The organism is Magnetococcales bacterium (genome assembly GCA_015228815.1).
In the GTDB taxonomy this organism is placed as follows: Bacteria; Pseudomonadota; Magnetococcia; order Magnetococcales; family UBA8363; genus UBA8363.
The window spans coordinates 12,507-33,704 of the sequence record JADGCV010000017.1; the positions used below are offsets into that span (position 1 = coordinate 12,507).

A 21,198-nucleotide genomic window follows, 5' to 3' on the forward strand; every position below is an offset into this window, starting at 1 on the left:
GCGCCCATTACAGCGTCGTCCCCATGGTAAAATCGAAAATTCGCGACTCGTCAAATTCTTCTTTCACTATCGGAGTTCCCACGATCACCTTCAGCGGACCAAAGGGAGAGTTCCAGTTGATCCCCACCCCGGTCGATACCCTGATGCCACCCGAGTATTGAACGTTCGCCGGCAGGTCCCAATCGCCGACATAGGCCGTGTCCACGAACAGCAAACCACGCACCCCCTTCTCTTTCAGGTCAAGAATCGGGAACAGCAGTTCGGTGTTGAGTTGCTCGAAGTGAAGACCGCCATAGGCATCCCCTTCGACCGTCCTCGGCCCCAGTCCACCCCGTTTGAACCCGCGGACCGAAGAGACACCACCCAATTGATAACGTTCGAAGATGGGCACCTCTTCGCCCATGCCGTCCATGATCCCGAAGCGCCCACGCACATGCCCCACCCAGGCATCATCGAACGTGAAGGGATGATAATATTCATTATCCGAGGTCAGGCGGGCAAAGGTGACATCCCCCCCCAGGCCGGAATAATCGGTGATCAAACGGTGTTTTCTCCCCTCCGTCGGAAAGACCGGATCATCGACATCATCCCAAACGAACGCATGACTGACCATCGATTGATCGTAGGGACTCTTGGCCACCATCGCCAGAATTGCCGCCGAGGCCCCGGCAGCCACCTCTTCGATGTCGGTGTGGGTGAAGCCGTAACTCAGATTGCTGCGCAGATTCTCCGAAATCGGGAAACCCAGCCGGACACTGCCGCCATAGGAATCCTGCTTGTAGGAGGAGACCGAACGTTGATCGGTCTTCTTGTTGAAAATGTCGAAACCGGCGGACAGATTCTTGCCAAGGAAATAGGGTTCGGTAAATCCCAGGCTGTAATCCTGAGTGATCCCCGACAGCATGAAGGACAACACCAGCCGTTGCCCCCGGCCCAGGAAATTGTTCTGGGTGATGCTTGCCGTCCCGAGGAAATTCTCGGTGCTGGAATAACCGCCGCCGATGGAAAAGGTACCGGTCGGTTTTTCCTCCACCTTGACATGGATGTCCACCTTTTCCCGTCCCTGGGCCGGCGGGGTGAGGATTTCAATGTTTTCGAAAAAGTTCAACTGTTTCAACCGAACCTTGGAGCGCCGCAGCTTCGAGGCGGAAAACAGGTCCCCCTCGGTCATCCGGATTTCCCTGCGGATCACCTCGTCGCGGGTCCGGTCGTTTCCCGACACCTCGATCCGGTTGAGATAGACCCGTTGCCCCTTCTGCACCTTGAAATGGACCGAAACCACCAATGATTCGTCATCAATTTTGGTATCGGGCTGAATATTGAGAAAGGCATAGCCAAAATCCCCGATACGGTCGGTCAGGTTTTCCACCGAGGCCATGAGTTTGGATTTGGAATACCATTCTCCGGGCTGGAATTTCAGCTCTTCCAACAAGGCCGAGTTGGGAAGTTCATCGAAGTCGCCGCTGATCTCCACCGGCCCGAAGGTGTAACGTTTTCCTTCATGAACGGTATGGGTCACGACAAACGCGCCACGGTCGGGAGTCAATTCCGCGACCGAGGAATCGACCTGAACACGGATAAACCCTTCGTCGAGATAGGTCTTGCGCAGTTGCGATTGATCGAACAGAAGTTTTTCACGGTCGTAGGTGTCATCCTCGGTGAACCATGAAAACCAGCCGCTTTCCTTGATCATGAGGCTTTTGAGGAGCACCTTGTCGGAAAGTTGGCTGTTGCCGACGATATTGATCTTGGCGACCTTGGATTTTTCCCCTTCGTCGATGCGATAGACCAGATTGACCTGATTGCCGTCGGCAGGATTGATCAGAAGGTCGATTTTGGCGAGGAAAAGTCCCTTGATCCGGTAGCCCTGCCGCAGGGCAGCCAGGTCCCGTTCGGTCCTGGCGCGATTGTAGATGGAGGATGGTTTGACCTGGACAAGTTTTTCCAGTTCTTCCTTGCTGAAGACTTCGTTGCCCTCGAAGGAGACCTCATTGACCATGGGATTCTCGGAGACCCGAACCACCAGATCGTCCCCCCGCCGGTCGATGGCGACATCCTTGAAAAATCCGGTATCGAACAGGGCCTGGATGCTCTTGCGAACCTTCGCGGCATCGAACCGGTCCCCCTCGCCCAGTTCCAGATGGCTCTTGACCGTCTCCGTCTCGACCCGCCCCGCCCCTTCGACCACCACCCCGCGGATTACATTGCCCGCATTGCCCGCATGCGCCACGATGGGAACGGCTGCAAGCATGGCCAGCAGGAAGCCAAGAAACGCCACTTTGACGAAGGAAGTCCGGATATGGGCCATTTTCTTTTCTTCAACCAATAAGGGTACGTGCCGATCAAGTCGTGACCAAACATAACCTCATTGCCATCCAATGGCAAGATACCGCGCGACATCCTCTCGGGACATGAGATCCTTCGGGCAATATGTCCCTTTCATGAACGATAAGGATCATGAACCACGTCCCGATCCTGCCGGATCAACTCCTCGGAAGTGGGCGCGCCGGGAGGAAGGGGCGGAGACATGGCCACGATTTCATCCAGTTCTTTCAACAATGCTTCCGCCGAGAAGTCGGACTGATTCATGTCATGCGACATCTCCACCGGTTCTTCCACGGGAACGCTTTCCAGATAGAGCGTGTCCCAGCTGAAATCCTGATCGTGGGGCCAAGCCACATAGCCGGACACAGCCCGAACCCGCCGAAAGTAACCGGGATCGCGCAGTTCGCGGAAAATACCCTTGTCCAGATAAGGAGACACGTCGAACCGCCTGTATTCGCCATTGGCAAAGGCCAGAACCAGGGAAGCAGTCTCCTCGGGTTTCACGGCAACGACTTTCGGATTGTTCATGGGTGCCTCACTTCAACGGGTCGATGGGAAACACCGGGTTTCCTTCCATGGCCAGTTTCCAATCGGCCATCAATTCGTCGCGATGGAGCTCAATCCACGCCTGGACAAGACGAACCTTCTGGCGTGGCATTTCTCCCGCCAGAATTTCCCCGTCGTCAATACTGAAAACAGCGTTCACATCGCCATATTCCACATGGATATGGGGAACGTGATGCTGTCTGGCATCGAAAAAGAACATACGGATGATCAGCCCGTAAAACATCGAAATCACGGGCATATCGCGCCGCTCCATGTCAACACGCCCTGCATTCGCGTACCGACCCATTCAAAAATCGTTGGCAAAGAGCCGTGTCAGATCGTTTTTCATCGCCCACACCATGAGCAACACCAGCAACGCCAACCCCACCCGATTGGCCACCGCCTGTACCGCCTCGGTCACCGGCCCCCCCTTGATCGCCTCGATGATGAAGAAAAACAGATGCCCCCCATCGAGAATCGGCACCGGCAACAGGTTGAGAATTCCCAGATTGACGCTGATCAGGGCCATGAAAAACAACAGACTGGTCGTCCCCTGACTGGCTGTTTTTCCCGCCATTTCGGCAATCATCAACGGGCCGCCGATCTGATCGGCCGGGACCACCCGGGTGATCAATTTCCAGATACTCGTCACCGTCAGGTCCATGATCATCCAGGTCTGTTTCACCCCCTTGGCCACCGCCGCGAAAAACGGATAACGCACCTCTTCATGGGCATCACCCGGTCCAATGCCGATCAATGGATGGCGTACCGTTTCACCGAACAGATTGCGCACCTCCTTCACCTGCGGCACGACGGTCACTTCGAAGCGCCGGTCGTCACGCTCGATGGTCAGCAGCAGCCCCTCCCCCCCCAATTCCTTGATGCGACGGCTCATCTCCTCCCACCGGGTCACCTCCACCCCGTTCAAGGCGACAATCCGGTCCCCCACCACAATCCCCGCCTTCGCCGCCGGCATCCCCTCGGAGATCGAACCGACCACCGGAAGGGTTTCCCCGACCCCCACCATGAACGCCACCGCCAACGCCAGCACCGCAAACAGAAAATTAAAGAATGGACCGGCAAAAACGATGGCAAACCGGCGATAGACGTTTTGTCCGCCGAAGGAGTGCGCCCACATTGATTCGGGAATCTCCGCCTCATCATCATCGATCATCCCCGATTCACCCAGCATCTTGACATAACCGCCCAGGGGGACCGCCGACAGTTGATAGAGCGTCCCCGTTTTGCCACGCCACCCCCAGATCCGCGGGCCGAATCCCAGGGAAAACACCTGCACCTGGACACCAAAAAAACGAGCCACGAGAAAATGACCCAGTTCATGGACAAAAATCAGCACTCCCAGGACGACGATCGCCCAGAACACGGTATTCAACATGATCCGCCCGCCATCCGTTCGGTAGGAAAGAATCGCTCCCGCACCCGAATGCGGGTCAGGCGATCCAGTTCGATGATGTCCGCCAACGTTTCCGGAGCCGGAATGTCGCCGCCATGGTGCAAGGACCAGGCGATCATTTCGGGAATGTGCATGAACCCCGTCCGTCCTTCGAGGAAGGCGGCAACCGCCACCTCGTTGGCCGCATTCAAAACCGCCGGCGCCCCGCCCCCCATTGCCAGGGCTTCATAGGCGAGTCCCAGGCAGGGAAAATCGCGGGAATCGGGTGGACCCAGAAATTCAAGCACGCCTCGTCCCACAAGGTCCAAAGCGGGGACATCGGTCGCGATCCGTTCCGGCCACGCCAGGGCGACCGCGATCGGGGTACGCATGTCGGGAACCCCCATCTGCGCCAGGACCGAACCGTCGCGATAGGTCACCATGGAATGAACGATGCTCTCGGGATGGACGATGACCTCGATCCGTTCCGGCGGCAGGCCAAAGAGAAAAAAGGCCTCGATCACCTCCAACCCCTTGTTCATGATCGTGGCGGAATCGATGCTGATCTTTCGGCCCATCGACCAGTTCGGATGGGCCAGGGCCTGTTCCTTCGTTACCGATTGCAACGCCTCCCGCTTCCAGCCACGAAACGGTCCCCCCGAAGCGGTCAGGATCAGTCGCTCCACCGTCTCCCGGTACCTTGCAAGACGTCCCGCCTCATGAAGGGAGGCGCCATTATGGAGGACCTGAAAAATGGCGCTGTGTTCCGAATCGACCGGCAACAGGCGCACCCCGGCGGATGCGACCGCGCGCATAAACATCTCCCCGGCCATGACCAGGGATTCCTTGTTGGCCAGGGCCAGGTCCTTGCCGGCGCGAATCGCCGCCAATCCCGGTTCAAGCCCGGCAGCCCCGACGATGGCCGAGACCACCAGGTCGGCCTTCGGCCAGGTCGCAGCCGCCACCACCCCTTCCAACCCCGGCACAATGTCGATCCCAAGTCCCCGCAACGCCTCCCGCAACAGGGCATACCGCGAAACATCATGAAGAGCCACCAGTTCTGGCCGGAATCGCCGCGCCTGCGCCACCAACCGCTCAAGATTTCCCCCCGCCGCCAAGGCGACCAGGCGAAACCGGTCGGGATGCCGTGCAATCACATCCAGGGCATTGACGCCGATGGACCCGGTGGAACCCAGCAATGAAATATTCTTGACCGTCAAGGGGATCTCCCTGCCACGAACGCCCCGCTCAATACCGGATCATGACAAAAAACACAGGCGTTGCAAACAACAAACTGTCCAATCGATCCAACAGACCGCCATGTCCTGGAATCAATCGGCCCGAATCCTTCACCCCCGCCTCCCGTTTGAACATCGATTCGGCCAGATCACCCATCTGCCCGACAAAGGAAAGGATCAATCCCGCCACCACCGCTTCCCCGCCCGTCCACGGCAGGCCCGTCCATCCAACCGACACCACTGCCGCGGCACTTCCCAGGACCAGTCCGCCGACAAACCCCGCCACCGTCTTTCCCGGACTGATGCGAACCGCGAACCGTCGCCGGCCCAGCCATTTGCCCAACAACATCGCCCCCGTATCGGTCGCCCAGATCACCACCAACAACAACAAAATCGCCCGGCCACCCGAATGACGGTGCAATTCAAGCAGCAAGGTCAGCGGCACCACGCAATACACCACCCCCATCACCTGATACCCGATGCGCAACGTCGTCACCCCCCCCCCCCTGGTACCGTGGCATCGAAAAAACCAGCAATACCATCAGGAAGAGCACCAACAACAGTTCCAGAGGGACCGCCCATCCCGGAAACCGGCCCGCCAACAAAAAGCATGCCGCAACAATGGCCAGAAACAAGTCCGATGCGGAAGAATACTCCGACATCGCATGCCATTCATGGAGAAGAATGGCGCTAACCGGCAGCAACAGGACAAACAACCATTCCGGGGAGCCGTAAAGCAGCAGCAACAGCAGGGGTGGAATCAAAACAACCGCGGAGAGAATACGACGCGCCATGACCGACATTTACGCCGAGGCGCCGAACCGGCGTTCCCTTCGCCCGAATTCCTCGATCGCCAGACGCAGATGGTTGGCATCGAATTCGGGCCAGAACACCGGAAGGAATACCATTTCGGAATAGGCCAGTTGCCACAGGAGAAAATTGCTGATCCTCTGTTCCCCCCCCGTGCGGATCAAAAGATCGGGATCGGCCATGCCGGCGGTCGTCAATTGTCGAGAGAAGAGGTCCTCGTCGATCTCCTCGATGCGCAACCGCCCCTCCCGCACCTCCCGGGCAATGCGAATCGCCGCGTCCACCAACTCCTGACGCCCGCCATAGTTCAAGGCAATGTTGAACAGAAGACGGTCATTGGCTCGCGTCCGCTCCTCCAGTTCCCTCACGAGTTCCTGGATGTTGCGCGGCAACATGGCAATCCGCCCCAACGCCTGAAAACGCACCCCCTCCTGGATCAGCTCATCCATCTCCTTGCGCAGGTGGATGGCCAGAAGGTTCATCAAGGCGGACACCTCGTCCTGGGGCCGGTTCCAGTTTTCCGAGGAAAACGTGTACAGCGTCAAAATCGGGACCCCAAACTCAAGGCAGGCCTCCACAGTCCGCCGAACCGCCTTGACCCCCTGGCGATGCCCTTCGAGACGTGGCAAAAACCGCGATCTGGCCCAACGTCGGTTGCCATCCATGACGATGGCGATGTGTCGTGGAACCTTGTCCGTTGCAGGAAATGACATGAACGATGTTTCCAATTCTTTCGATGCCGCCCGATACCGCCGCCAAGGTCTTGTCACGCATGGCGGAGACGGCCTGAAGAGGCGGATTGGGAATCGGTGGCCATTCCGGTCTCGATCATCACCCCGAGCCCCGGAAACAGTCCCCACCCCCCTTTTCACTAATGATGATTTGTTCTTTATCCAGGGCATAAACCCCCGAACCGGAATCCAACCTCATCAAATCCGCATGATGTCGGCTTCCTTCTGGGCCACGGCCTGATCGATTTCCTTGATGTATGCATCGGTACGATCCTGAATTTTCTTTTCGATCTGGCGCAGCTCATCCACGGAAATCTTCTTGGCCTTCTCCATTTTCTTGGCCTGGTCCATGCCATCGCGACGGACATTGCGCATGGCCACCTTGCCCTGCTCTCCCTGCTTGTGAATCACCTTGACCAGTTCCTTGCGTCGTTCCTCGGTCAATTCCGGCAGGGGAACCCGGATCAACGTACCGTCATTCATGGGATTGAGCCCCAGTTCCGATTCCATGATCGCCTTTTCGATCACTTTGGTGGTGCTTTTATCCCAAGGTTGCACCGTGATCAGGCGGGGTTCGGGAACGTTGATGGCCGCCAGTTGGTTGAGCGGCACGGTCGAACCATAGGCCTCCACGGGGATATGTTCCAACAATGCGGAAGAAGCCCTTCCGGTACGCACCCCCGCCAACTCCTCCTTCAGGGTGGCCAGGGCCTTTTTCATTCGTGTTTCCAGGGACTGCAACAGCGGATCAACCATGATGTTCCCCGATCAATGTATGGCTCCCTTCCCGACGCACCGCCCGCAAAAGGGCCCCCGGTTGGAAAATTGAAAACACCAGGATGGGAATCCGGTTGTCACGACAGAGGGTGATCGCCGTCATGTCCATGACCCCCAGGTTGCGATTCCATACCTCGTCATAGGAAAGCCGATCAAACCGCTCGGCCTGGGGATTGCGAACCGGATCTTCGGCATAGACCCCGTCCACCTTGGTGGCTTTCATGAGGCAGGAAGCGCCGATCTCGGCGGCCCGGAGGCTGGCGGCGGTATCGGTGGTAAATAAGGGATTGCCGGTCCCCGCGGCGAAAATCACCACCCGTCCCCGCTCCAGGTGTTCCACGGCGCCCGCTCGGGTATAGAGTTCGGCCACCTGGGGCATGAAAAGGGCCGACTGCACCCGCGTATCCAATCCCTGTTCCTGAAAGGCGCTCTGAAGGGCCAGCGCGTTGATCACCGTAGCGAGCATCCCCATCTGATCGGCGGTGGTCCGCTCCATTCCCCGGGAACTCCCCGCCAACCCGCGAAAAATGTTGCCGCCGCCAACGACAACGGCAACCTCAACCCCCGCATCGTGGACCGCCTTGAGATCAATGGCCAGTTGTCGCAAAAAACCAGCGTCGATGGCGTCTCCGCCACGCATCAACGCCTCACCCGACAGTTTGAGCAGAATTCTGGGAAAATCGAGTCTGGTCAAGGCACTGTCCTCACCCTTGGGCCGCCTTGGCGACTTCCCCGGCAAAATCATCCTCCCGTTTCTGGAGACCATCCCCCAGCACGAACCGCTTGAAGCCAACGACTTTCAGGGCGGTCTTCATCTGTTTGGCCGTCTGTTCGACCAGTTTGCCCACCTTCACATCGGGTTCCATGATGAACGGCTGTTCCAGGAGGCAATTTTCCGCATAGAACTTGGACAGGCGCCCCTCAACCATCTTTTCGATGATATTGTCCGGCTTTCCCGAGGCGCGCGCCTGTTCGATCAGGATGCCGCGTTCCCGTTGCAAATCCTCCTGGGGAACCGTGGTCCGGTCCAGATAGGGCGGGGCCGACGCGGCAACATGCATCGCCAGCTTGCGTCCCAGATCGAGCAGCTTTTCCGTATCGCCCTCCCCTTCCACCGCGACCAAAACACCGATCTTGCCCTGCATGTGAATGTAGGTCGCGACGCATCCCCGGGCCACCTCCAGCAACGCCACGCGCCGAAGGTTCATGTTTTCGCCGATGGTCGAGATCTGGTGCGTCAACTCTTCCGCCACCGTCCGTCCGGTCGCGGGATAGGGCCGTTGGGCCAGGATATCGATCTCCTGGATCCTTTCTCCCAGGGCCAGTTCGGCGGCGGTCTGGGCGAAGGCAATGAATTTTTCATTCTTGGCGGCAAAATCGGTCTCGGAATTGACTTCCAGCAGAACCCCGGCTGTCCCCCCGGAGGCAGCCACCACCTTGCCCTCGGCAGCCACCCGCCCCGCCTTCTTGGCGGCGGCGGAAAGCCCCTTCTTGCGCAGCCAGTCGATCGCCGCCTCCAGATTGCCGCCCGTTTCCGCCAGGGCCTTCTTGCAATCCATCATCCCAACGCCCGTCTTCTCGCGAAGTTCCTTAACCAGATTTGCGCTTACAGACATCGTCATCCATCCTTGATCGCACCGTGAGCAATAATGACACACACCACCATCCCTGACACGCCGGCAACACCGGTATCCGTCAGCGTTCCTCGATCATCTCCTCGTCCTGGTCCGCCTCTTCGATCAGCTTGGAGTGGGTCGGAGTCAGTTGAATGGAGGTATCCTCCTCGCGTTCATAGACAGGATTGTCACCGCGGACCTGGATCCCTTCGAGAATCGCCTCGCCCATCTTGGTCAGGAACAGTTTCAGGGAGCGGATGGCATCATCGTTTCCGGGAACGATCCAGTCGATGTGATCGGGGTGACAGTTGGTATCGACCAGGGCCACCACGGGAATCCCCAGCTTGTTGGCCTCCTTGACGGCGATGGATTCCTTGTTGGTATCGACGACGACGATCAGACTCGGCAAACGGTTCATCTCCTTGATGCCGCCCAGGGAACGTTCCATTTTCATGCGGGAACGTTCGTAACCCTGGACCTCCTTCTTGGTCAAGGCATCGAAGGTGCCGTCGGTCTTCATTTTTTCGATGTCCTTGAGGCGGCGGATCGATCCCTGGATCGTCTTCCAGTTGGTCAGCGTCCCGCCAAGCCAGCGATGGTTGACATAATATTGCCCCGTCTTCTCGGCAACCTCGGAAATCATGTCCACCGCCTGCCGTTTGGTGCCGACAAACAGGACCACCCCGCCCCGGCTCACCTCGTTCCTGACAAAGACAAACGCATCCCGCAACAGACGGACGGTCTGATGCAGATCGATGATGTGAATCCCATTGCGCGACGAAAAAATATAGGGGGCCATCTTGGGATTCCAACGCTTGGTCTGGTGACCAAAATGGAACCCGGCGTCCAGCAGTTCCCGAACGGAAAATTTTGCCACGGTCGATCTCCTGTCTTGATTTCGGTTGGTCCACCGGCGGGTTGGTTTTGACGACAAGGTCCAACCCCATGCGGCTCCTGAAAGCCCGAAAACATGAGGCACCGGGACCGACAAACACCGCCGTGTGTCGGTTAGTCCGCTTCACTTAAACCCAATGAGTATAGCCACCGGTTGCCAAACAATCAAGCCGTCATCCCCTTTTTTTCAGAGCAGGCGCCGTCGAAGTGCTATCGCTTCAGATTCCGGTAGAAGTTCTCATGACTTCCCAAGGCCAACAGTTTGAGCGCCCCATTCTCCTCTTCGTATTCATAAGCAAGCAACGTCAACTGATTGGTCATTTTGAATTTGAAAACCCGAACTCCAGCCAAATCGCCCACCTTGGCATCACCCATGGCTGGATCGGCGGCAATGGCACGCACAGCTTCATCCAAGTCGCATTTCTGGTTCACATGCAACCGTTTGACCGCATTCTTGAAAAGACGGCTTTGAAGAATACGCATCACTCGAATTTATATTCCTCAAACTCCTGCAATTCCCGGGCAAGAAGGATGTCCTTGATCATGGAATAGGAGAGATCGGGATTATCTTCGACGATTTTGCCAATCCGGGACCAATATTCGATCTGCCTGGGCAGCGATCGATGAAAGATCTGTCCGTAACGTTTGGCCTCGGCAACCAATTCATCGGAAATTCTGACATTCACTGGCATATTGGACTCCTTGTTTCGATTCGCAACAATAATATGCCAAAATGGACCATTCAGGAACCTGAAACCCATCGGTCACAAAATAACTGCCCCCCCAGGACCATAAATATGGCTGATCATCTAATAAAAGAACAAATTTGAATGAAGACATTCACCAATGTTACACATGGATATCATGATCGATTCAACTTTCGGGCCATGGTAACCTCAAGATGAATACCACAACGAATCCCCTCCAATTGGGCGCAGAAATCACACTGAAACAAAGGTACTCCGTCCGCATGACCGTCAAGGGGGCGCAAACTCTTGAGGGAATGCTCGAACGCCTGAGCGGTCGAACCGCAACCCTGTCCCTCCGGGGCGACCTCACCCAGGGGCAACGGTGTTATGTCCGATTCGATGCCGATGGAAACGAACTCTACTCACGCGCCATGGTCCTGTCCTCCGAAGCGGGCAACGTGATGGTATGGCTCGAAAACGGCGTCTCCATCTTCGAAAAAATCGCCCGTCTCGATGCCCTCGCCGAGTCTTCTTCCCTGAAACGATTGCAGATGGCCCAGACGGTCCAGCGCATTCTTGAAGTTCCCGCGGGCACCCCAAAAAACAGCCATTCCTCCCGGCGCAATTGTTGGGAGGTCAACCAATGCGGCAAGGAACATTACTGCGCCGCCGGAATTTCCACCCAGTTTGACGGTTATCTCGGTGGACGCAATGGTGGGCGTTTCTGTGCCTTCATCGACGAAACCCTGTGCAAGGATGGCCGTCCCCTTGCCGGAGAGAAAAAATTGAAAAAATGCGCCGAATGCCTTTTTTTTCAGGAACTCCTGCGTGAGGCCACCACCGATTTCGCCACCGACCCCGCGCTCATCGCCTTCGGCTGAAACCGGGGGCGTCCCGCCCCCCCATGCCGAAAACATCCCCGATTCCGGCCATTCCCATGTCCCGCAATCGCTTGTTTTGCGTCCGGGACAGGCATTGACATCGATCGGAAAACGGAGTTTGTTAACCCTTCTTAAGACATCGACCAACCCTCCAGCGCGGGACAGAAAGCGATCCGCATGATTTTTCTTCTTTTTCGCGCCATCGTCATGGCCTGGACCGCATTCCTGGCGCTTGAGGCCCATGCCGAGTGGGAAAACAAGGTGCAAAACGCCTGGGATGCAACCCGGAAAGCGGGCCAGGAAGTCCTGAACGATACCACCGATGTCGGAAAAAAAGCGCTCGATGCCACTGGAGAACTGAAGGACAAGGCGGTCACCCGCGCCAGGGAATGGATGGGGCACCAACCCCGTGATCCCGACCAGGAACGTTTCGACCGGGTCTGGGAAGAGGCGCTCGGCAAACTCGACCGGGCCCTGGCCACCCACGAAACCTGGGAACAGGCCCCCGAATCGAGCCTCCTCGGCGCGGACAAGAATTCCGTTCGCCAGGAGTTCGATGAACTTCTCGATGAACTCCTGGCCATTCTCGCCGACCCCGGAATCGACGCATCGATCACCGAAATCAATCATCATCGCCAACGCATCACCGATCTTGAAGAATCGATTCTGCGGGACAAGGAAGCCCGGATCACCGCTCCCGTCAAGCATCTGGTCAAAACGACCCAGGAAGATCTGGACCGGAACATCAAAAACACCCAAACGGAAATTCTGCACCTCAAACGCGACATCAACCGTAAAAAAGAGGCGCTGCAAACAAGATTGCAGCACATCGGCATCACCCTTTCCCCCGAACAACTCGATGTCCTGCTGGCCCGCATCGATTCCGAAGACATCCTCCAGATGGCCGCTGTATTCGACATTCTCAAGCAGATCACCCAGCAATTGATGACCCTGACGCGGGAATCAGGAGAAAATCTTCAGGCGGCACGCCGTTATTACGGCATGCACATGGTCCTGCTGGAATGTGTCGTACACATGCAGCGGCGCTACATCGATCATGTGGAACGGCGCTACATCGCCGGAATCATGAACATCACCGACGAAACCACGCAACTGACCGCCGAAACCCGACAAGAAATGCAACACAGCCAACAACCCCACCATCGGACACTCTATGAAAAAAATCTGGCCGCCCAACTTCTGACCCTGAAGACCGCCCGACTCTATCTGCAACATCTGCACGAGCAACGGATCAAGGTGGAACAGGCGCGCTCCCGGTCGATCAAGGACCTGGAGGTCGCAAAAAACACCTATCGCACGGTGCGCATCGGCAGTCAACTCATGGACCTGCTTCAGGCCAGCCAGCAAGGTTTCGATACCCTCATGGGATTGCAGGTGCCGGAGGTCGTGCCTTTCGAAAACCTTGAGATGCACAAAAAATACGAAGAGCTCTCATCCCGTCTCGCCGCCCAGACCCCCTGAACACAAAAACCTCGGGGCCCCCGTTCCTTCCCGAATCCTTGGGATCCACGGAAAAGTTACTGAAATTCTTCATCTTGTCAGTTTTTCCCAGACATTGTTCAATGGATCGCATCCGCCCGGCTCAACCAGGATGATCCCTTGAGACCACACTGCTGGAGAAAAACAAATGTCACGCATTCGCACGATCAAACCCGAATTCTGGACCAGCGATCAGATTGTCGCCTGTTCCTATCCCGCACGTCTTCTTTTCATCGGCATCTGGAATTTCTGTGACGATTCGGGTATCTGTCCCGCCACCCCCAAACGACTTAAAATGCAAATCTTCCCCGGTGACGACATTGGCATCGACCTTCTCTGTCAATGGATCGACGAACTCAAGGCGCAGAAACTTCTCACGGAATACAAGATCAACGACCGTCGTTTCTATCAGGTCACCGGATGGCATCACCAGCGGATCGAAAAACCAACCTTCCGGTTTCCGAAAGAGGACGGCTGCATTCCTCAGGCAATAAAACCTCCAATACGCCGCCGAACCACCCACCAGCGCCCATGCACCAACATTGCCGCCTCCGGCGTCGCCCTGTGAACGATTTCATCGAACCGTTTTCCCCAGGAGCCCCCATGAATCCCAAACGCGCCTTGACCCGTCTTTCCACCCGCATCACCCGATATGAACATACCGTCGCAGGAGGCAATCCCACCCTGACCTGGGATGACGTGGCCGGAGCCATGCCCCGTCAACCGCTGCAATCCCTGATGATTCGTGTCAAATGGACCGGAGAGAACCATTATTGGGAAGAGCTGGTCTGGAGGGCCATGCGCGAACTCTGGCCCGACGAATGGAAAACCCAGGATCCTCGCCGTGTGCGACGACTGATCGAACTGGCCCTGCGCGACTGGGTCGATCCCGGATTGTGTCACCGGTGCGGCGGTCACGAAATCGATGGCCGAACCGTCATCCGCACCCGCGACAAAAATCATCCCTTCCGTTCCTGTCCCGCCTGCCAGGGAACCGGCATCCGTCGTCCCCGCTCCGGTCGCGGCTTCGCCCGCATCCTCGGAGTCGATGAAAAAACATGGCGTGACACCTGGAAGGAACGCTTCGAAACACTTGAGACCACGTTGAACACCCTGGAATCAAAAGCACTCGAAACCTTGAGAAGAAATCTTTCATAAGAAGATATTTTGCAAGGTAAGAATTTTTCTATTGCAACCCCCCGCAAAACACGCTAAAGTCACACCAACGATGGATCATTGTATTCGCACCCTTCAAGCCTGTCTTCCGGATCCTTTCCGTCGCGGCAATGGTCCGCCCCCGCTTCTTTGGCGGAAACACCGGTCGTTATCCCTTTCATCATCGATCCTGCCCCCTGTTCCCGGATTTTCCGGGAGCCTTTAGTCCTCGTACACAACCCCGCACCGATCAAACGCATGAAAGAAATGGACCGCCACCATGAGCAACGACGACATTGCCAAAATCCGCTCCCTCCTTGAATCGCAGTATGCCGATTTTCGCGACAGCCAGAACAATCTGGGCGTTCCCTCCTGGGTTCGATGGAGTCTGTCGGGTGTCGGGGCCATGCTTCTGGCGCTGGGCAGCCTGATCATCGACATCACCATGGAGGCGGGAGAATACCGCGAACGCATCAGCGGCCATGAACGCCAAATCACGGCCTTCGACAAGGACATCCGGGTGCTGCACGATCGCTTTGGCGCCCTGGAACAGGCCCAGGCGGTTGCCGCGACCAAACTGGACGCGATCCTCGATAAACTGGACATCCACGAAAGCCGCGATCGGCAACGTCGCGGTCGGGAAAACTGAACGTACAGAATGCATCCGGAAAAAAATCACCTTCGATCAAAATCCTTGGGGCGCTTTCCCAAGACCTGTTTTTTCCTTCGATACCGGGAAACATGTTCATGATTGACTCCTTTCTGACGGTTGTCACCATTATTTGCACCCTCCTGGCGGCATTGCTGACCATCGGAATGATCTCGCGGGACCGCAAGCCATGAGCGCCATCGATCCCGAGAGAATCCTGGAAGAACTGATGCGCCTGCGCGAGGAGGCCGCGACCGCGGGTCAGTTCACCGCGGCGGTCCGGGCGACTGAACTCATCGGCAAACATTTATCGATGTTCGTCGATCGCGTGGAACACAAAGGCGAGATTGATTTTGCCACCCGTCTGATGTCGGCACGCCGGAGGAATCATGAAACATCTGGAGACACCTGAGGAACTGCAACAACAATTGGCGGAGCTTCTGGCCTCTTGTTCCCGAGATCCCTTCCGGTTCGTCTCCTTGTGTTTTCCATGGGGAACCGGTGAACTCACGGAGCATGAAGGCCCCGACCCATGGCAAAAAGATGTTTTGCAATCGATCACCACGGCACTCGGGACCGGCAATCTTGCACCGGTACGGGTGGCGGTAGCGAGCGGCCACGGGATTGGCAAATCGGCATTGGTGGCGTGGCTCATGCTTTGGTCGATCATGACCTTCGAGGAGACGAAGGGGGTCGTGACAGCCAATACCGAAAACCAGTTGAAAACGAAAACCTGGGCCGAACTGGCCAAATGGCGACGTCTGTGCCTGGGTGGCGACCTGTTCCGAATGACTGCCACCGCCCTGTTTGCCGCCGATGCCCGGTTTGAAAAAACCTGGCGCATCGACATGGTCCCATGGAGTGAACGCAACACCGAAGCCTTCGCCGGCCTGCACAATGAAGGAAAACGGGTTGCCTTGTTTTTTGACGAGGCCTCGGCCATTCCCGATTCGGTGTGGGAAGTGGCGGAAGGGGCGATGACCGATGCCAACACGGAAATATTGTGGTGTTGTTTCGGCAATCCAACCCTGGCAAGCGGTCGATTTCACGCCTGTTTTGGCCGCTTCAAACATCGATGGATCACCCGCCAGATCGATTCGCGCACCTGCCGCCTCACCAACAAACAACAGATTCAACAATGGATCGACGACTACGGCGAAGATTCCGATTTTGCCCGGGTGCGGGTACGGGGATTGTTTCCCCGTTCGGGCTCCAACCAGTTCATTCCGGGAGCGGCGATCGAGCGGTGCCGTCACATCAAGGCAGAAGGATATGAAAGCCAACCCCGCCTGCTGGGCATCGATGTCGCCCGGTTCGGCGAGGACCAGACGGTCTTTGCCCTGCGTCAGGGAAGGAAACTGCTGCCATTGATCAAAATGCGTGGTCTCGACACCACCCAGACCAGTGCCCGGGCCGCCCAGGTCATCCGACAATGGCGTCCCCAGGCCGTCTTCGTCGATGGCGTCGGCGTTGGCGGATCGGTGGTCGATCAATTGCGGCAACAGGGATTCGACATCATTGAAATCAACGCCGGCGGCAGTGCGATGGCGCCGCAAAAATATTTCAATCAGCGGGCCGAAATGTGGGGACGCATGCGCGAGGCGCTGGTCAACGGCATGGAGCTTCCCGACGATCCGGAATTGCTGGGTGAACTGTCCGCGGTGGAATATGGATTCTCCCCGATGCAGCAGATCCGCCTGGAAAAAAAAGAGATGATGAAACGGCGCGGCCTTTCCTCTCCCGATTGTGGCGATGCCCTGGCATTGACCTTCTCCCGCATCATCGCCCCCCTTCACGAAGACGAGGCGGCATGTTACCCGGAGGATGTCGGAACCTTGTGATCATCCGACGCTAAAGAACGGAATCGCCCCAATGGTGCCCCCTTTTCCTTGGAGAAACGAACGATGAATGGCAACGCCACGAAAAGCGATTGGGAAACGATGGTTGACCTTGCCCGTGAAAAGGACATCCAGCCCGCCACCGCCTATGAATTTTCCAATGGACGCCGTTTCAGTCATCCCCAAAGGCCGTCCCCCCAGCCACCCCCCATGATGGCGGCAGGCGCGGCCCTTCGGCGGCTCGTCGATGCGCTGCACTGCATGTCCCACGACAAGGAGAACGGCCATGATCAAACCGGAAACCCCTGAACAACGATTCGCGGCCCAGATCGGCGAAACCCTGTGGAACGCCTATCCCGGCTATCGCTGGGCCGTCGCCATCACCGGAGGACTGGCACGCATCCGCAATCTTGATCTTTCAGGACGATGGGGATTCGACATTCCCCTGTCGGCACTCGACCCGGATCCCCTTTTCAAACAGGTCGTCCACGCCGGCGGCGAAATCCTGGAACGCTACCGGCTGGCCCGGGGAAGGGCCGATGGGGATCGCCTCGACGAACTGCCCCGTTTCATCACCGGAGAAGCCATGGGAGATGTACACGCATGAACGAAACCCCAACCCGCCCGCAAAACCAGGACCCCTGGGAAACGGAACCATCGATGGATTCTCCGGACCACGAAACGATCGACGACGCCACCTGGCGCAAACTTTCCCAGGAAGCCTACGAAGAAAGCCGGGAATGGATGGAACGCAATCTGCGCCGGCAATGGCGACGCAACCTGGCCAATTTTCGTTCGCACCATCCCGAAGGATCGAAATATCATTCGGAAATGTACAAAAGGCGCTCGACCCTGTTTCGCCCCAAGACGCGCAACGCCATCCGCCGCAACGAGGCCCACGCCGCCGCCGCCTTTTTCCAGAACGCCGAACTGGTCAATCTGGAACCGCGCGACGATTCCGACCCGCGACAACTGGCGAGCGCCGAAGTATTCAAGGAAATTCTCCAGCATCGTCTGGAAAAGGATATTCCCTGGTTTCAGACGGTCATCGGCGCCTTTCAGGATGCCATGGTCCATGGAATCTGCGTTTCCAAGCAGACCTGGGACTATGTCGAAGAACTCCGCGAGGTCGAAAAGGTCCTCACCGATCCGATGACCGGACTGGCGATTCACACGCCCCAGGGTGCGCCGATGACCGAACGCTACCTGGAACGGGTCCCGATCGTTGACCGTCCGCGAATCGAACTGCTGGAACCGGAAAACATCCGCCTCGATCCGGCATCGGACTGGCGCGATCCCATCCATTCCTCGCCGTTCGTCATCCACATCATCCCCATGCGCATCGACGACATCAAGAAACGAATGGGTACACAGTGGCGGTCACTCGACGAAAAAGAACTGCTGGCAGCCGTGGCGGAAACGGAATCCTTCAACGACAGCATCCAACAGCAACGCCAGGAACGGGTCGCCACAAAACAACGGTCCGGCGCCGATGGGTTTGCCATCGTCAACGTTCATGAAAATTTTATCCGTCACGCCGACCACGATTGGGTCTTTTTCACGCTCGGCGCCAAGACCCTCCTGAGCGATCCGGTCCCCGTGACCGAGGTCTATCCCCATGGCCGCCCGTTCGTGATGGGTACCTGCATCATCGAGGCCCATCGTCCCTACCCCTCGGGATTGGTGGAACTGGCCCAGGACATCCAATCGGCGATCAACGAGGTGCAGAATCAAAGATTCGACAATGTGCAACTGGTTCTGAACAAACGCTACTTCGCCCGGCGCGGCAGCGGCGTCGATCTGAAAAGCCTGACCCGCAACATTCCCGGATCGGTCACGATGATGACCAACCCCGAATCGGATGTCGTCGTCCATCACACCCCCGACATCACCGCCAGCGCCTACGAGGAACAACAGTTGCTCAACGCCGACTTTGATTCGGCCATCGGCACCTTCGACCAGGGGAGCGTCAACGTCAACCGGCAACTCAACGAAACCGTCGGCGGGATGAACATCCTGTCCGCCGACGCCAACCTGACGACCGAATACCTGTTGCGGGTATTTGTCGAAACCTGGGCGGAACCGGTGCTGCGACAACTGGTCCAACTGGAACAACGCTTCGAGACCGACACATTCATCCTCGCCATGGCGGGACGGCGTTCCCCCCTGGTGCAACGTTTTGGCTTCCATCCCATCATCGACCGCCTGCTGGAACAGGAATTGACCGTCCGCATCAACGTCGGCGTCGGCGCCACCAACGTCCACAACCGTCTGGAACGATTCCTCCTCGGGGCGCGTACCGTCTCCGATCTTCTGGGGATGGCCCCCGATGCCCGACAGTTGATCGCCGAAGTGTTCGGTCTTCTGGGATACAAGGATGGCATCCGCTTCTATCCCCAACTCAACACCCCCCCCTCCGAACCCCTGCCCGATCCCCTGGTGGAGGTGGAACAGGACAAGGTCAACGTCCAACGGGAAGCCCTCCATCTGCAACGCCAGATCGAAGCGGCCCGACTGCAAACCCGACGCGAGGAAAAAATGCGCACCGACGCCCTGAAGAAAACAGAACTGGCCACCAAAGCCCACCTCGAACGCCTGCGCATCCAGGCCGCCCTCGCCACGGGAACGACCCAGGGGTTGCGTCGAAACCTGGGATGATCGAAAGTCATGGTCTATAATGGTTCGGAAAATCGAAAGACATGTCGCAAAATAAATTTCCAATTCAGGAAAATCTTGACAATTTCGACTCCGTAATGTACAGGTGAAGGGTTCATCGGGTCAGAAGGATCCCCCTCACTCAGGAGATTGTGGCGTGTTCATGCGTCGGTTGCGTGCAGTGTTGTCTTTGATCAAGGATTCCTTTGATGTCCGCCAATTAAAATCCCGCCCCCGTATCGATCCCTTGAAACAAGCGCAGGAAATGGAACGCCGTCTGGTAGCGACCCTGTCTCGGGGCAACCTGAGCCTTCAATTTGGTCGCTATACGACAGCCAAGGATATTGAGGACCTCAGGAAATCGTTGCGGGATCATCAGTTTTCCCTTCGCGGATGATTGACCAGACCATGGACGAAGGACGAAATCCGGAAGACCTGCTGAACACCATTTCGGAACTGTTTCGTAACGCGGAAATAGAAATCAAGTTGGCCGAACAAATGAGCGGGAATATCATCATTCCCGCCATCAACGAACTCCGGTATGCCGGCAATCATCTTCTCAAAGGGCTTCTGGCATCCTCGCCCAAGGAACAGCGCGAACAGTATTTCCGTGCCCTACGTCACTGTCAACGGGCCCATTATGATGCCGTTGAAGCGGTACTGCTTTATCTTCTGGACAAATTCAGAACGTTTCAGAATGACTACGAAGAAGTGTCCATCCCCGCGGTCTGGCCAGACTACGCCAAGCATCTGTCACGTTTCCATGAGGCGCACAGCCTGCTCAAGTCCGTCGTCAAAAACCCGGAAGATATTGATGACCTGAAGGACAATCGCGAGAAACTCCTGGGTCCCACCAAGGAAGCTTGCAACAAACTGGCCCCTATCGTCGCATTATCGGACAGTGTCCGTATCGAATTGAACAAACAGATCGACACCAAACGGACTTCCGATTTGTATGCACGGTGGACAATTGCACTCGCCTTGATTTCCATTCTTGTGACGTTACTCGCACGGTAGCGACGCACAGTTTCTTCGTAAGCAAATCAATCAATTTTAGTCAGCATTCTCGACAGCCGGACGCAACCCATGCGCCCGGCTGTTTTCGTTTTCACTTCCAACATTCGGAAAAAACATGGCGCGAAAAACAGAAAAAACGATTGCGAACGAATGGGTTGCCAATGCCAGAGCGGGACGGCTGATGGATGCGCTGGTCCAGGAGGACAGCCGGCGCATCTGGCTGGCGGAGGTCGATCTTGGATTGCAATGCCAGAAATTTTTCACATCCGATGTTGGCCGTTATCTCCTGGGTCGGGCCGCCCAGGAAATTCAGGAGGCGCGAGATCTTCTGGAACAGGTCCATCATGAAGAGACCGGCAGTGTCCGGCAATTGCAAAACCGCATCTGGCGCGCCCGATCCTTCATCACCTGGATCGATGAAGCGATCCGGGATGGCGAAGAGGCGGAAATCAACCTGAACGGATTGACACTGGAGGAGTGACCC

General features: G+C 56.9%; 27 protein-coding genes. 13 read left to right on the plus strand and 14 right to left on the minus strand.

Annotation, left to right across the window (positions count from 1 at the left end; translation table 11 throughout):
- Nucleotides 1-7: 7 nt before the first annotated feature.
- The 14 genes from bamA to HQL76_08770 all read right to left on the minus strand — a co-directional run bounded on the left by bamA (nucleotide 8) and on the right by HQL76_08770 (nucleotide 11,022).
- On the minus strand, nucleotides 8-2,308 hold the full coding sequence (gene bamA, locus HQL76_08705) for an outer membrane protein assembly factor BamA (protein ID MBF0109241.1): 2,301 nt from the start codon (nucleotides 2,306-2,308) through the stop codon (nucleotides 8-10).
- Nucleotides 2,309-2,439: 131 nt separating this feature from the next.
- Nucleotides 2,440-2,853, minus strand: a complete 414-nt coding sequence (locus HQL76_08710; protein ID MBF0109242.1) for a DUF2442 domain-containing protein — start codon at nucleotides 2,851-2,853, stop codon at nucleotides 2,440-2,442.
- 7 nt (nucleotides 2,854-2,860) lie between these two features.
- On the minus strand, nucleotides 2,861-3,130 hold the full coding sequence (locus HQL76_08715; GenBank protein MBF0109243.1) for a DUF4160 domain-containing protein: 270 nt from the start codon (nucleotides 3,128-3,130) through the stop codon (nucleotides 2,861-2,863).
- 48 nt (nucleotides 3,131-3,178) lie between these two features.
- Nucleotides 3,179-4,264 carry an RIP metalloprotease RseP gene (gene rseP / locus HQL76_08720; protein ID MBF0109244.1) on the minus strand — a complete coding sequence of 362 codons (1,086 nt, stop codon included), beginning with the start codon at nucleotides 4,262-4,264 and terminating at the stop codon, nucleotides 3,179-3,181.
- On the minus strand, nucleotides 4,261-5,484 hold the full coding sequence (locus HQL76_08725) for a 1-deoxy-D-xylulose-5-phosphate reductoisomerase (protein ID MBF0109245.1): 1,224 nt from the start codon (nucleotides 5,482-5,484) through the stop codon (nucleotides 4,261-4,263). The genes rseP and HQL76_08725 overlap by 4 nt, the downstream gene beginning before the upstream one ends.
- 28 nt (nucleotides 5,485-5,512) lie before the next feature.
- On the minus strand, nucleotides 5,513-5,998 hold the full coding sequence (locus HQL76_08730; GenBank protein MBF0109246.1) for a phosphatidate cytidylyltransferase: 486 nt from the start codon (nucleotides 5,996-5,998) through the stop codon (nucleotides 5,513-5,515).
- Nucleotides 5,925-6,296, minus strand: coding sequence for a phosphatidate cytidylyltransferase (locus tag HQL76_08735; GenBank protein MBF0109247.1), 372 nt, complete (start codon nucleotides 6,294-6,296; stop codon nucleotides 5,925-5,927). Before HQL76_08735 ends, HQL76_08730 begins: the two co-directional genes overlap by 74 nt.
- Before the next feature lie 9 nt (nucleotides 6,297-6,305).
- Complete coding sequence (locus HQL76_08740) at nucleotides 6,306-7,025, minus strand: isoprenyl transferase (GenBank protein ID MBF0109248.1); 720 nt, start codon at nucleotides 7,023-7,025, stop codon at nucleotides 6,306-6,308.
- A 216-nt stretch (nucleotides 7,026-7,241) separates the two neighbouring features.
- Nucleotides 7,242-7,799, minus strand: coding sequence for a ribosome recycling factor (gene frr / locus HQL76_08745; protein MBF0109249.1), 558 nt, complete (start codon nucleotides 7,797-7,799; stop codon nucleotides 7,242-7,244).
- A complete protein-coding gene (locus HQL76_08750) occupies nucleotides 7,792-8,514 on the minus strand; it encodes a UMP kinase (GenBank protein MBF0109250.1) in 723 nt (240 codons plus the stop codon). Before HQL76_08750 ends, frr begins: the two co-directional genes overlap by 8 nt.
- Nucleotides 8,515-8,524: 10 nt before the next feature.
- A complete protein-coding gene (locus tag HQL76_08755) occupies nucleotides 8,525-9,436 on the minus strand; it encodes an elongation factor Ts (protein MBF0109251.1) in 912 nt (303 codons plus the stop codon).
- Nucleotides 9,437-9,515: 79 nt separating this feature from the next.
- Nucleotides 9,516-10,313 carry a 30S ribosomal protein S2 gene (rpsB, locus tag HQL76_08760; GenBank protein MBF0109252.1) on the minus strand — a complete coding sequence of 266 codons (798 nt, stop codon included), beginning with the start codon at nucleotides 10,311-10,313 and terminating at the stop codon, nucleotides 9,516-9,518.
- A gap of 227 nt (nucleotides 10,314-10,540) precedes the next feature.
- Nucleotides 10,541-10,813, minus strand: a complete 273-nt coding sequence (locus HQL76_08765) for a type II toxin-antitoxin system RelE/ParE family toxin (protein MBF0109253.1) — start codon at nucleotides 10,811-10,813, stop codon at nucleotides 10,541-10,543.
- Nucleotides 10,813-11,022 carry a hypothetical protein gene (locus HQL76_08770; protein ID MBF0109254.1) on the minus strand — a complete coding sequence of 70 codons (210 nt, stop codon included), beginning with the start codon at nucleotides 11,020-11,022 and terminating at the stop codon, nucleotides 10,813-10,815. The genes HQL76_08765 and HQL76_08770 overlap by 1 nt, the downstream gene beginning before the upstream one ends.
- A gap of 209 nt (nucleotides 11,023-11,231) precedes the next feature.
- Between HQL76_08770 and HQL76_08775 the strand changes: the two genes are divergently transcribed.
- From HQL76_08775 to HQL76_08835, 13 genes are all read left to right on the plus strand, one after another.
- Nucleotides 11,232-11,900 (plus strand): hypothetical protein, encoded by a 669-nt coding sequence (locus HQL76_08775; protein MBF0109255.1) that lies wholly within the window; start codon nucleotides 11,232-11,234, stop codon nucleotides 11,898-11,900.
- A gap of 177 nt (nucleotides 11,901-12,077) precedes the next feature.
- The gene (locus tag HQL76_08780; protein MBF0109256.1) at nucleotides 12,078-13,382 is read left to right on the plus strand and encodes a hypothetical protein; all 1,305 of its coding nucleotides are present in this window, start codon (nucleotides 12,078-12,080) and stop codon (nucleotides 13,380-13,382) included.
- A 166-nt stretch (nucleotides 13,383-13,548) separates the two neighbouring features.
- Nucleotides 13,549-13,968, plus strand: a complete 420-nt coding sequence (locus HQL76_08785) for a hypothetical protein (GenBank protein MBF0109257.1) — start codon at nucleotides 13,549-13,551, stop codon at nucleotides 13,966-13,968.
- Between the two features lie 35 nt (nucleotides 13,969-14,003).
- Nucleotides 14,004-14,558 carry a hypothetical protein gene (locus HQL76_08790; protein MBF0109258.1) on the plus strand — a complete coding sequence of 185 codons (555 nt, stop codon included), beginning with the start codon at nucleotides 14,004-14,006 and terminating at the stop codon, nucleotides 14,556-14,558.
- A gap of 277 nt (nucleotides 14,559-14,835) precedes the next feature.
- Entirely contained in the window at nucleotides 14,836-15,204 is a 369-nt protein-coding gene (locus HQL76_08795) for a hypothetical protein (protein ID MBF0109259.1), read from the plus strand.
- 190 nt (nucleotides 15,205-15,394) lie between these two features.
- Entirely contained in the window at nucleotides 15,395-15,616 is a 222-nt protein-coding gene (locus tag HQL76_08800; protein ID MBF0109260.1) for a hypothetical protein, read from the plus strand.
- Nucleotides 15,594-17,045: a terminase gene (locus HQL76_08805; GenBank protein ID MBF0109261.1), complete on the plus strand. Its 1,452-nt coding sequence runs from the start codon at nucleotides 15,594-15,596 to the stop codon at nucleotides 17,043-17,045. Before HQL76_08800 ends, HQL76_08805 begins: the two co-directional genes overlap by 23 nt.
- 63 nt (nucleotides 17,046-17,108) lie before the next feature.
- Complete coding sequence (locus tag HQL76_08810) at nucleotides 17,109-17,351, plus strand: hypothetical protein (protein ID MBF0109262.1); 243 nt, start codon at nucleotides 17,109-17,111, stop codon at nucleotides 17,349-17,351.
- Nucleotides 17,329-17,649, plus strand: coding sequence for a hypothetical protein (locus HQL76_08815; GenBank protein MBF0109263.1), 321 nt, complete (start codon nucleotides 17,329-17,331; stop codon nucleotides 17,647-17,649). Before HQL76_08810 ends, HQL76_08815 begins: the two co-directional genes overlap by 23 nt.
- Nucleotides 17,646-19,700 carry a hypothetical protein gene (locus HQL76_08820; protein ID MBF0109264.1) on the plus strand — a complete coding sequence of 685 codons (2,055 nt, stop codon included), beginning with the start codon at nucleotides 17,646-17,648 and terminating at the stop codon, nucleotides 19,698-19,700. Before HQL76_08815 ends, HQL76_08820 begins: the two co-directional genes overlap by 4 nt.
- 154 nt (nucleotides 19,701-19,854) lie before the next feature.
- Nucleotides 19,855-20,094: a hypothetical protein gene (locus tag HQL76_08825; GenBank protein ID MBF0109265.1), complete on the plus strand. Its 240-nt coding sequence runs from the start codon at nucleotides 19,855-19,857 to the stop codon at nucleotides 20,092-20,094.
- Between the two features lie 11 nt (nucleotides 20,095-20,105).
- Nucleotides 20,106-20,714 carry a hypothetical protein gene (locus HQL76_08830; GenBank protein ID MBF0109266.1) on the plus strand — a complete coding sequence of 203 codons (609 nt, stop codon included), beginning with the start codon at nucleotides 20,106-20,108 and terminating at the stop codon, nucleotides 20,712-20,714.
- A gap of 115 nt (nucleotides 20,715-20,829) precedes the next feature.
- Nucleotides 20,830-21,195: a hypothetical protein gene (locus HQL76_08835; GenBank protein ID MBF0109267.1), complete on the plus strand. Its 366-nt coding sequence runs from the start codon at nucleotides 20,830-20,832 to the stop codon at nucleotides 21,193-21,195.
- The last annotated feature ends 3 nt before the right edge of the window (nucleotides 21,196-21,198 follow it).

Coding starts and splice junctions, on each gene's coding strand:
- HQL76_08810 (MBF0109262.1), top strand. CDS start 17,109: ATGAATGGCAACGCCACGAAAAGCGATTGGGAAACGATGGTTGACCTT.
- HQL76_08780 (MBF0109256.1), top strand. CDS start 12,078: ATGATTTTTCTTCTTTTTCGCGCCATCGTCATGGCCTGGACCGCATTC.
- HQL76_08710 (MBF0109242.1), bottom strand. CDS start 2,853: ATGAACAATCCGAAAGTCGTTGCCGTGAAACCCGAGGAGACTGCTTCC.
- HQL76_08785 (MBF0109257.1), top strand. CDS start 13,549: ATGTCACGCATTCGCACGATCAAACCCGAATTCTGGACCAGCGATCAG.
- HQL76_08835 (MBF0109267.1), top strand. CDS start 20,830: ATGGCGCGAAAAACAGAAAAAACGATTGCGAACGAATGGGTTGCCAAT.
- HQL76_08765 (MBF0109253.1), bottom strand. CDS start 10,813: ATGCGTATTCTTCAAAGCCGTCTTTTCAAGAATGCGGTCAAACGGTTG.
- HQL76_08740 (MBF0109248.1), bottom strand. CDS start 7,025: ATGTCATTTCCTGCAACGGACAAGGTTCCACGACACATCGCCATCGTC.
- HQL76_08755 (MBF0109251.1), bottom strand. CDS start 9,436: ATGTCTGTAAGCGCAAATCTGGTTAAGGAACTTCGCGAGAAGACGGGC.
- HQL76_08790 (MBF0109258.1), top strand. CDS start 14,004: ATGAATCCCAAACGCGCCTTGACCCGTCTTTCCACCCGCATCACCCGA.
- frr (MBF0109249.1), bottom strand. CDS start 7,799: ATGGTTGATCCGCTGTTGCAGTCCCTGGAAACACGAATGAAAAAGGCC.
- HQL76_08815 (MBF0109263.1), top strand. CDS start 17,329: ATGATCAAACCGGAAACCCCTGAACAACGATTCGCGGCCCAGATCGGC.
- HQL76_08830 (MBF0109266.1), top strand. CDS start 20,106: ATGGACGAAGGACGAAATCCGGAAGACCTGCTGAACACCATTTCGGAA.
- HQL76_08715 (MBF0109243.1), bottom strand. CDS start 3,130: ATGCCCGTGATTTCGATGTTTTACGGGCTGATCATCCGTATGTTCTTT.
- HQL76_08800 (MBF0109260.1), top strand. CDS start 15,395: ATGAGCGCCATCGATCCCGAGAGAATCCTGGAAGAACTGATGCGCCTG.
- HQL76_08775 (MBF0109255.1), top strand. CDS start 11,232: ATGAATACCACAACGAATCCCCTCCAATTGGGCGCAGAAATCACACTG.
- HQL76_08770 (MBF0109254.1), bottom strand. CDS start 11,022: ATGCCAGTGAATGTCAGAATTTCCGATGAATTGGTTGCCGAGGCCAAA.
- HQL76_08820 (MBF0109264.1), top strand. CDS start 17,646: ATGAACGAAACCCCAACCCGCCCGCAAAACCAGGACCCCTGGGAAACG.
- HQL76_08735 (MBF0109247.1), bottom strand. CDS start 6,296: ATGGCGCGTCGTATTCTCTCCGCGGTTGTTTTGATTCCACCCCTGCTG.
- bamA (MBF0109241.1), bottom strand. CDS start 2,308: ATGGCCCATATCCGGACTTCCTTCGTCAAAGTGGCGTTTCTTGGCTTC.
- HQL76_08795 (MBF0109259.1), top strand. CDS start 14,836: ATGAGCAACGACGACATTGCCAAAATCCGCTCCCTCCTTGAATCGCAG.
- HQL76_08805 (MBF0109261.1), top strand. CDS start 15,594: ATGAAACATCTGGAGACACCTGAGGAACTGCAACAACAATTGGCGGAG.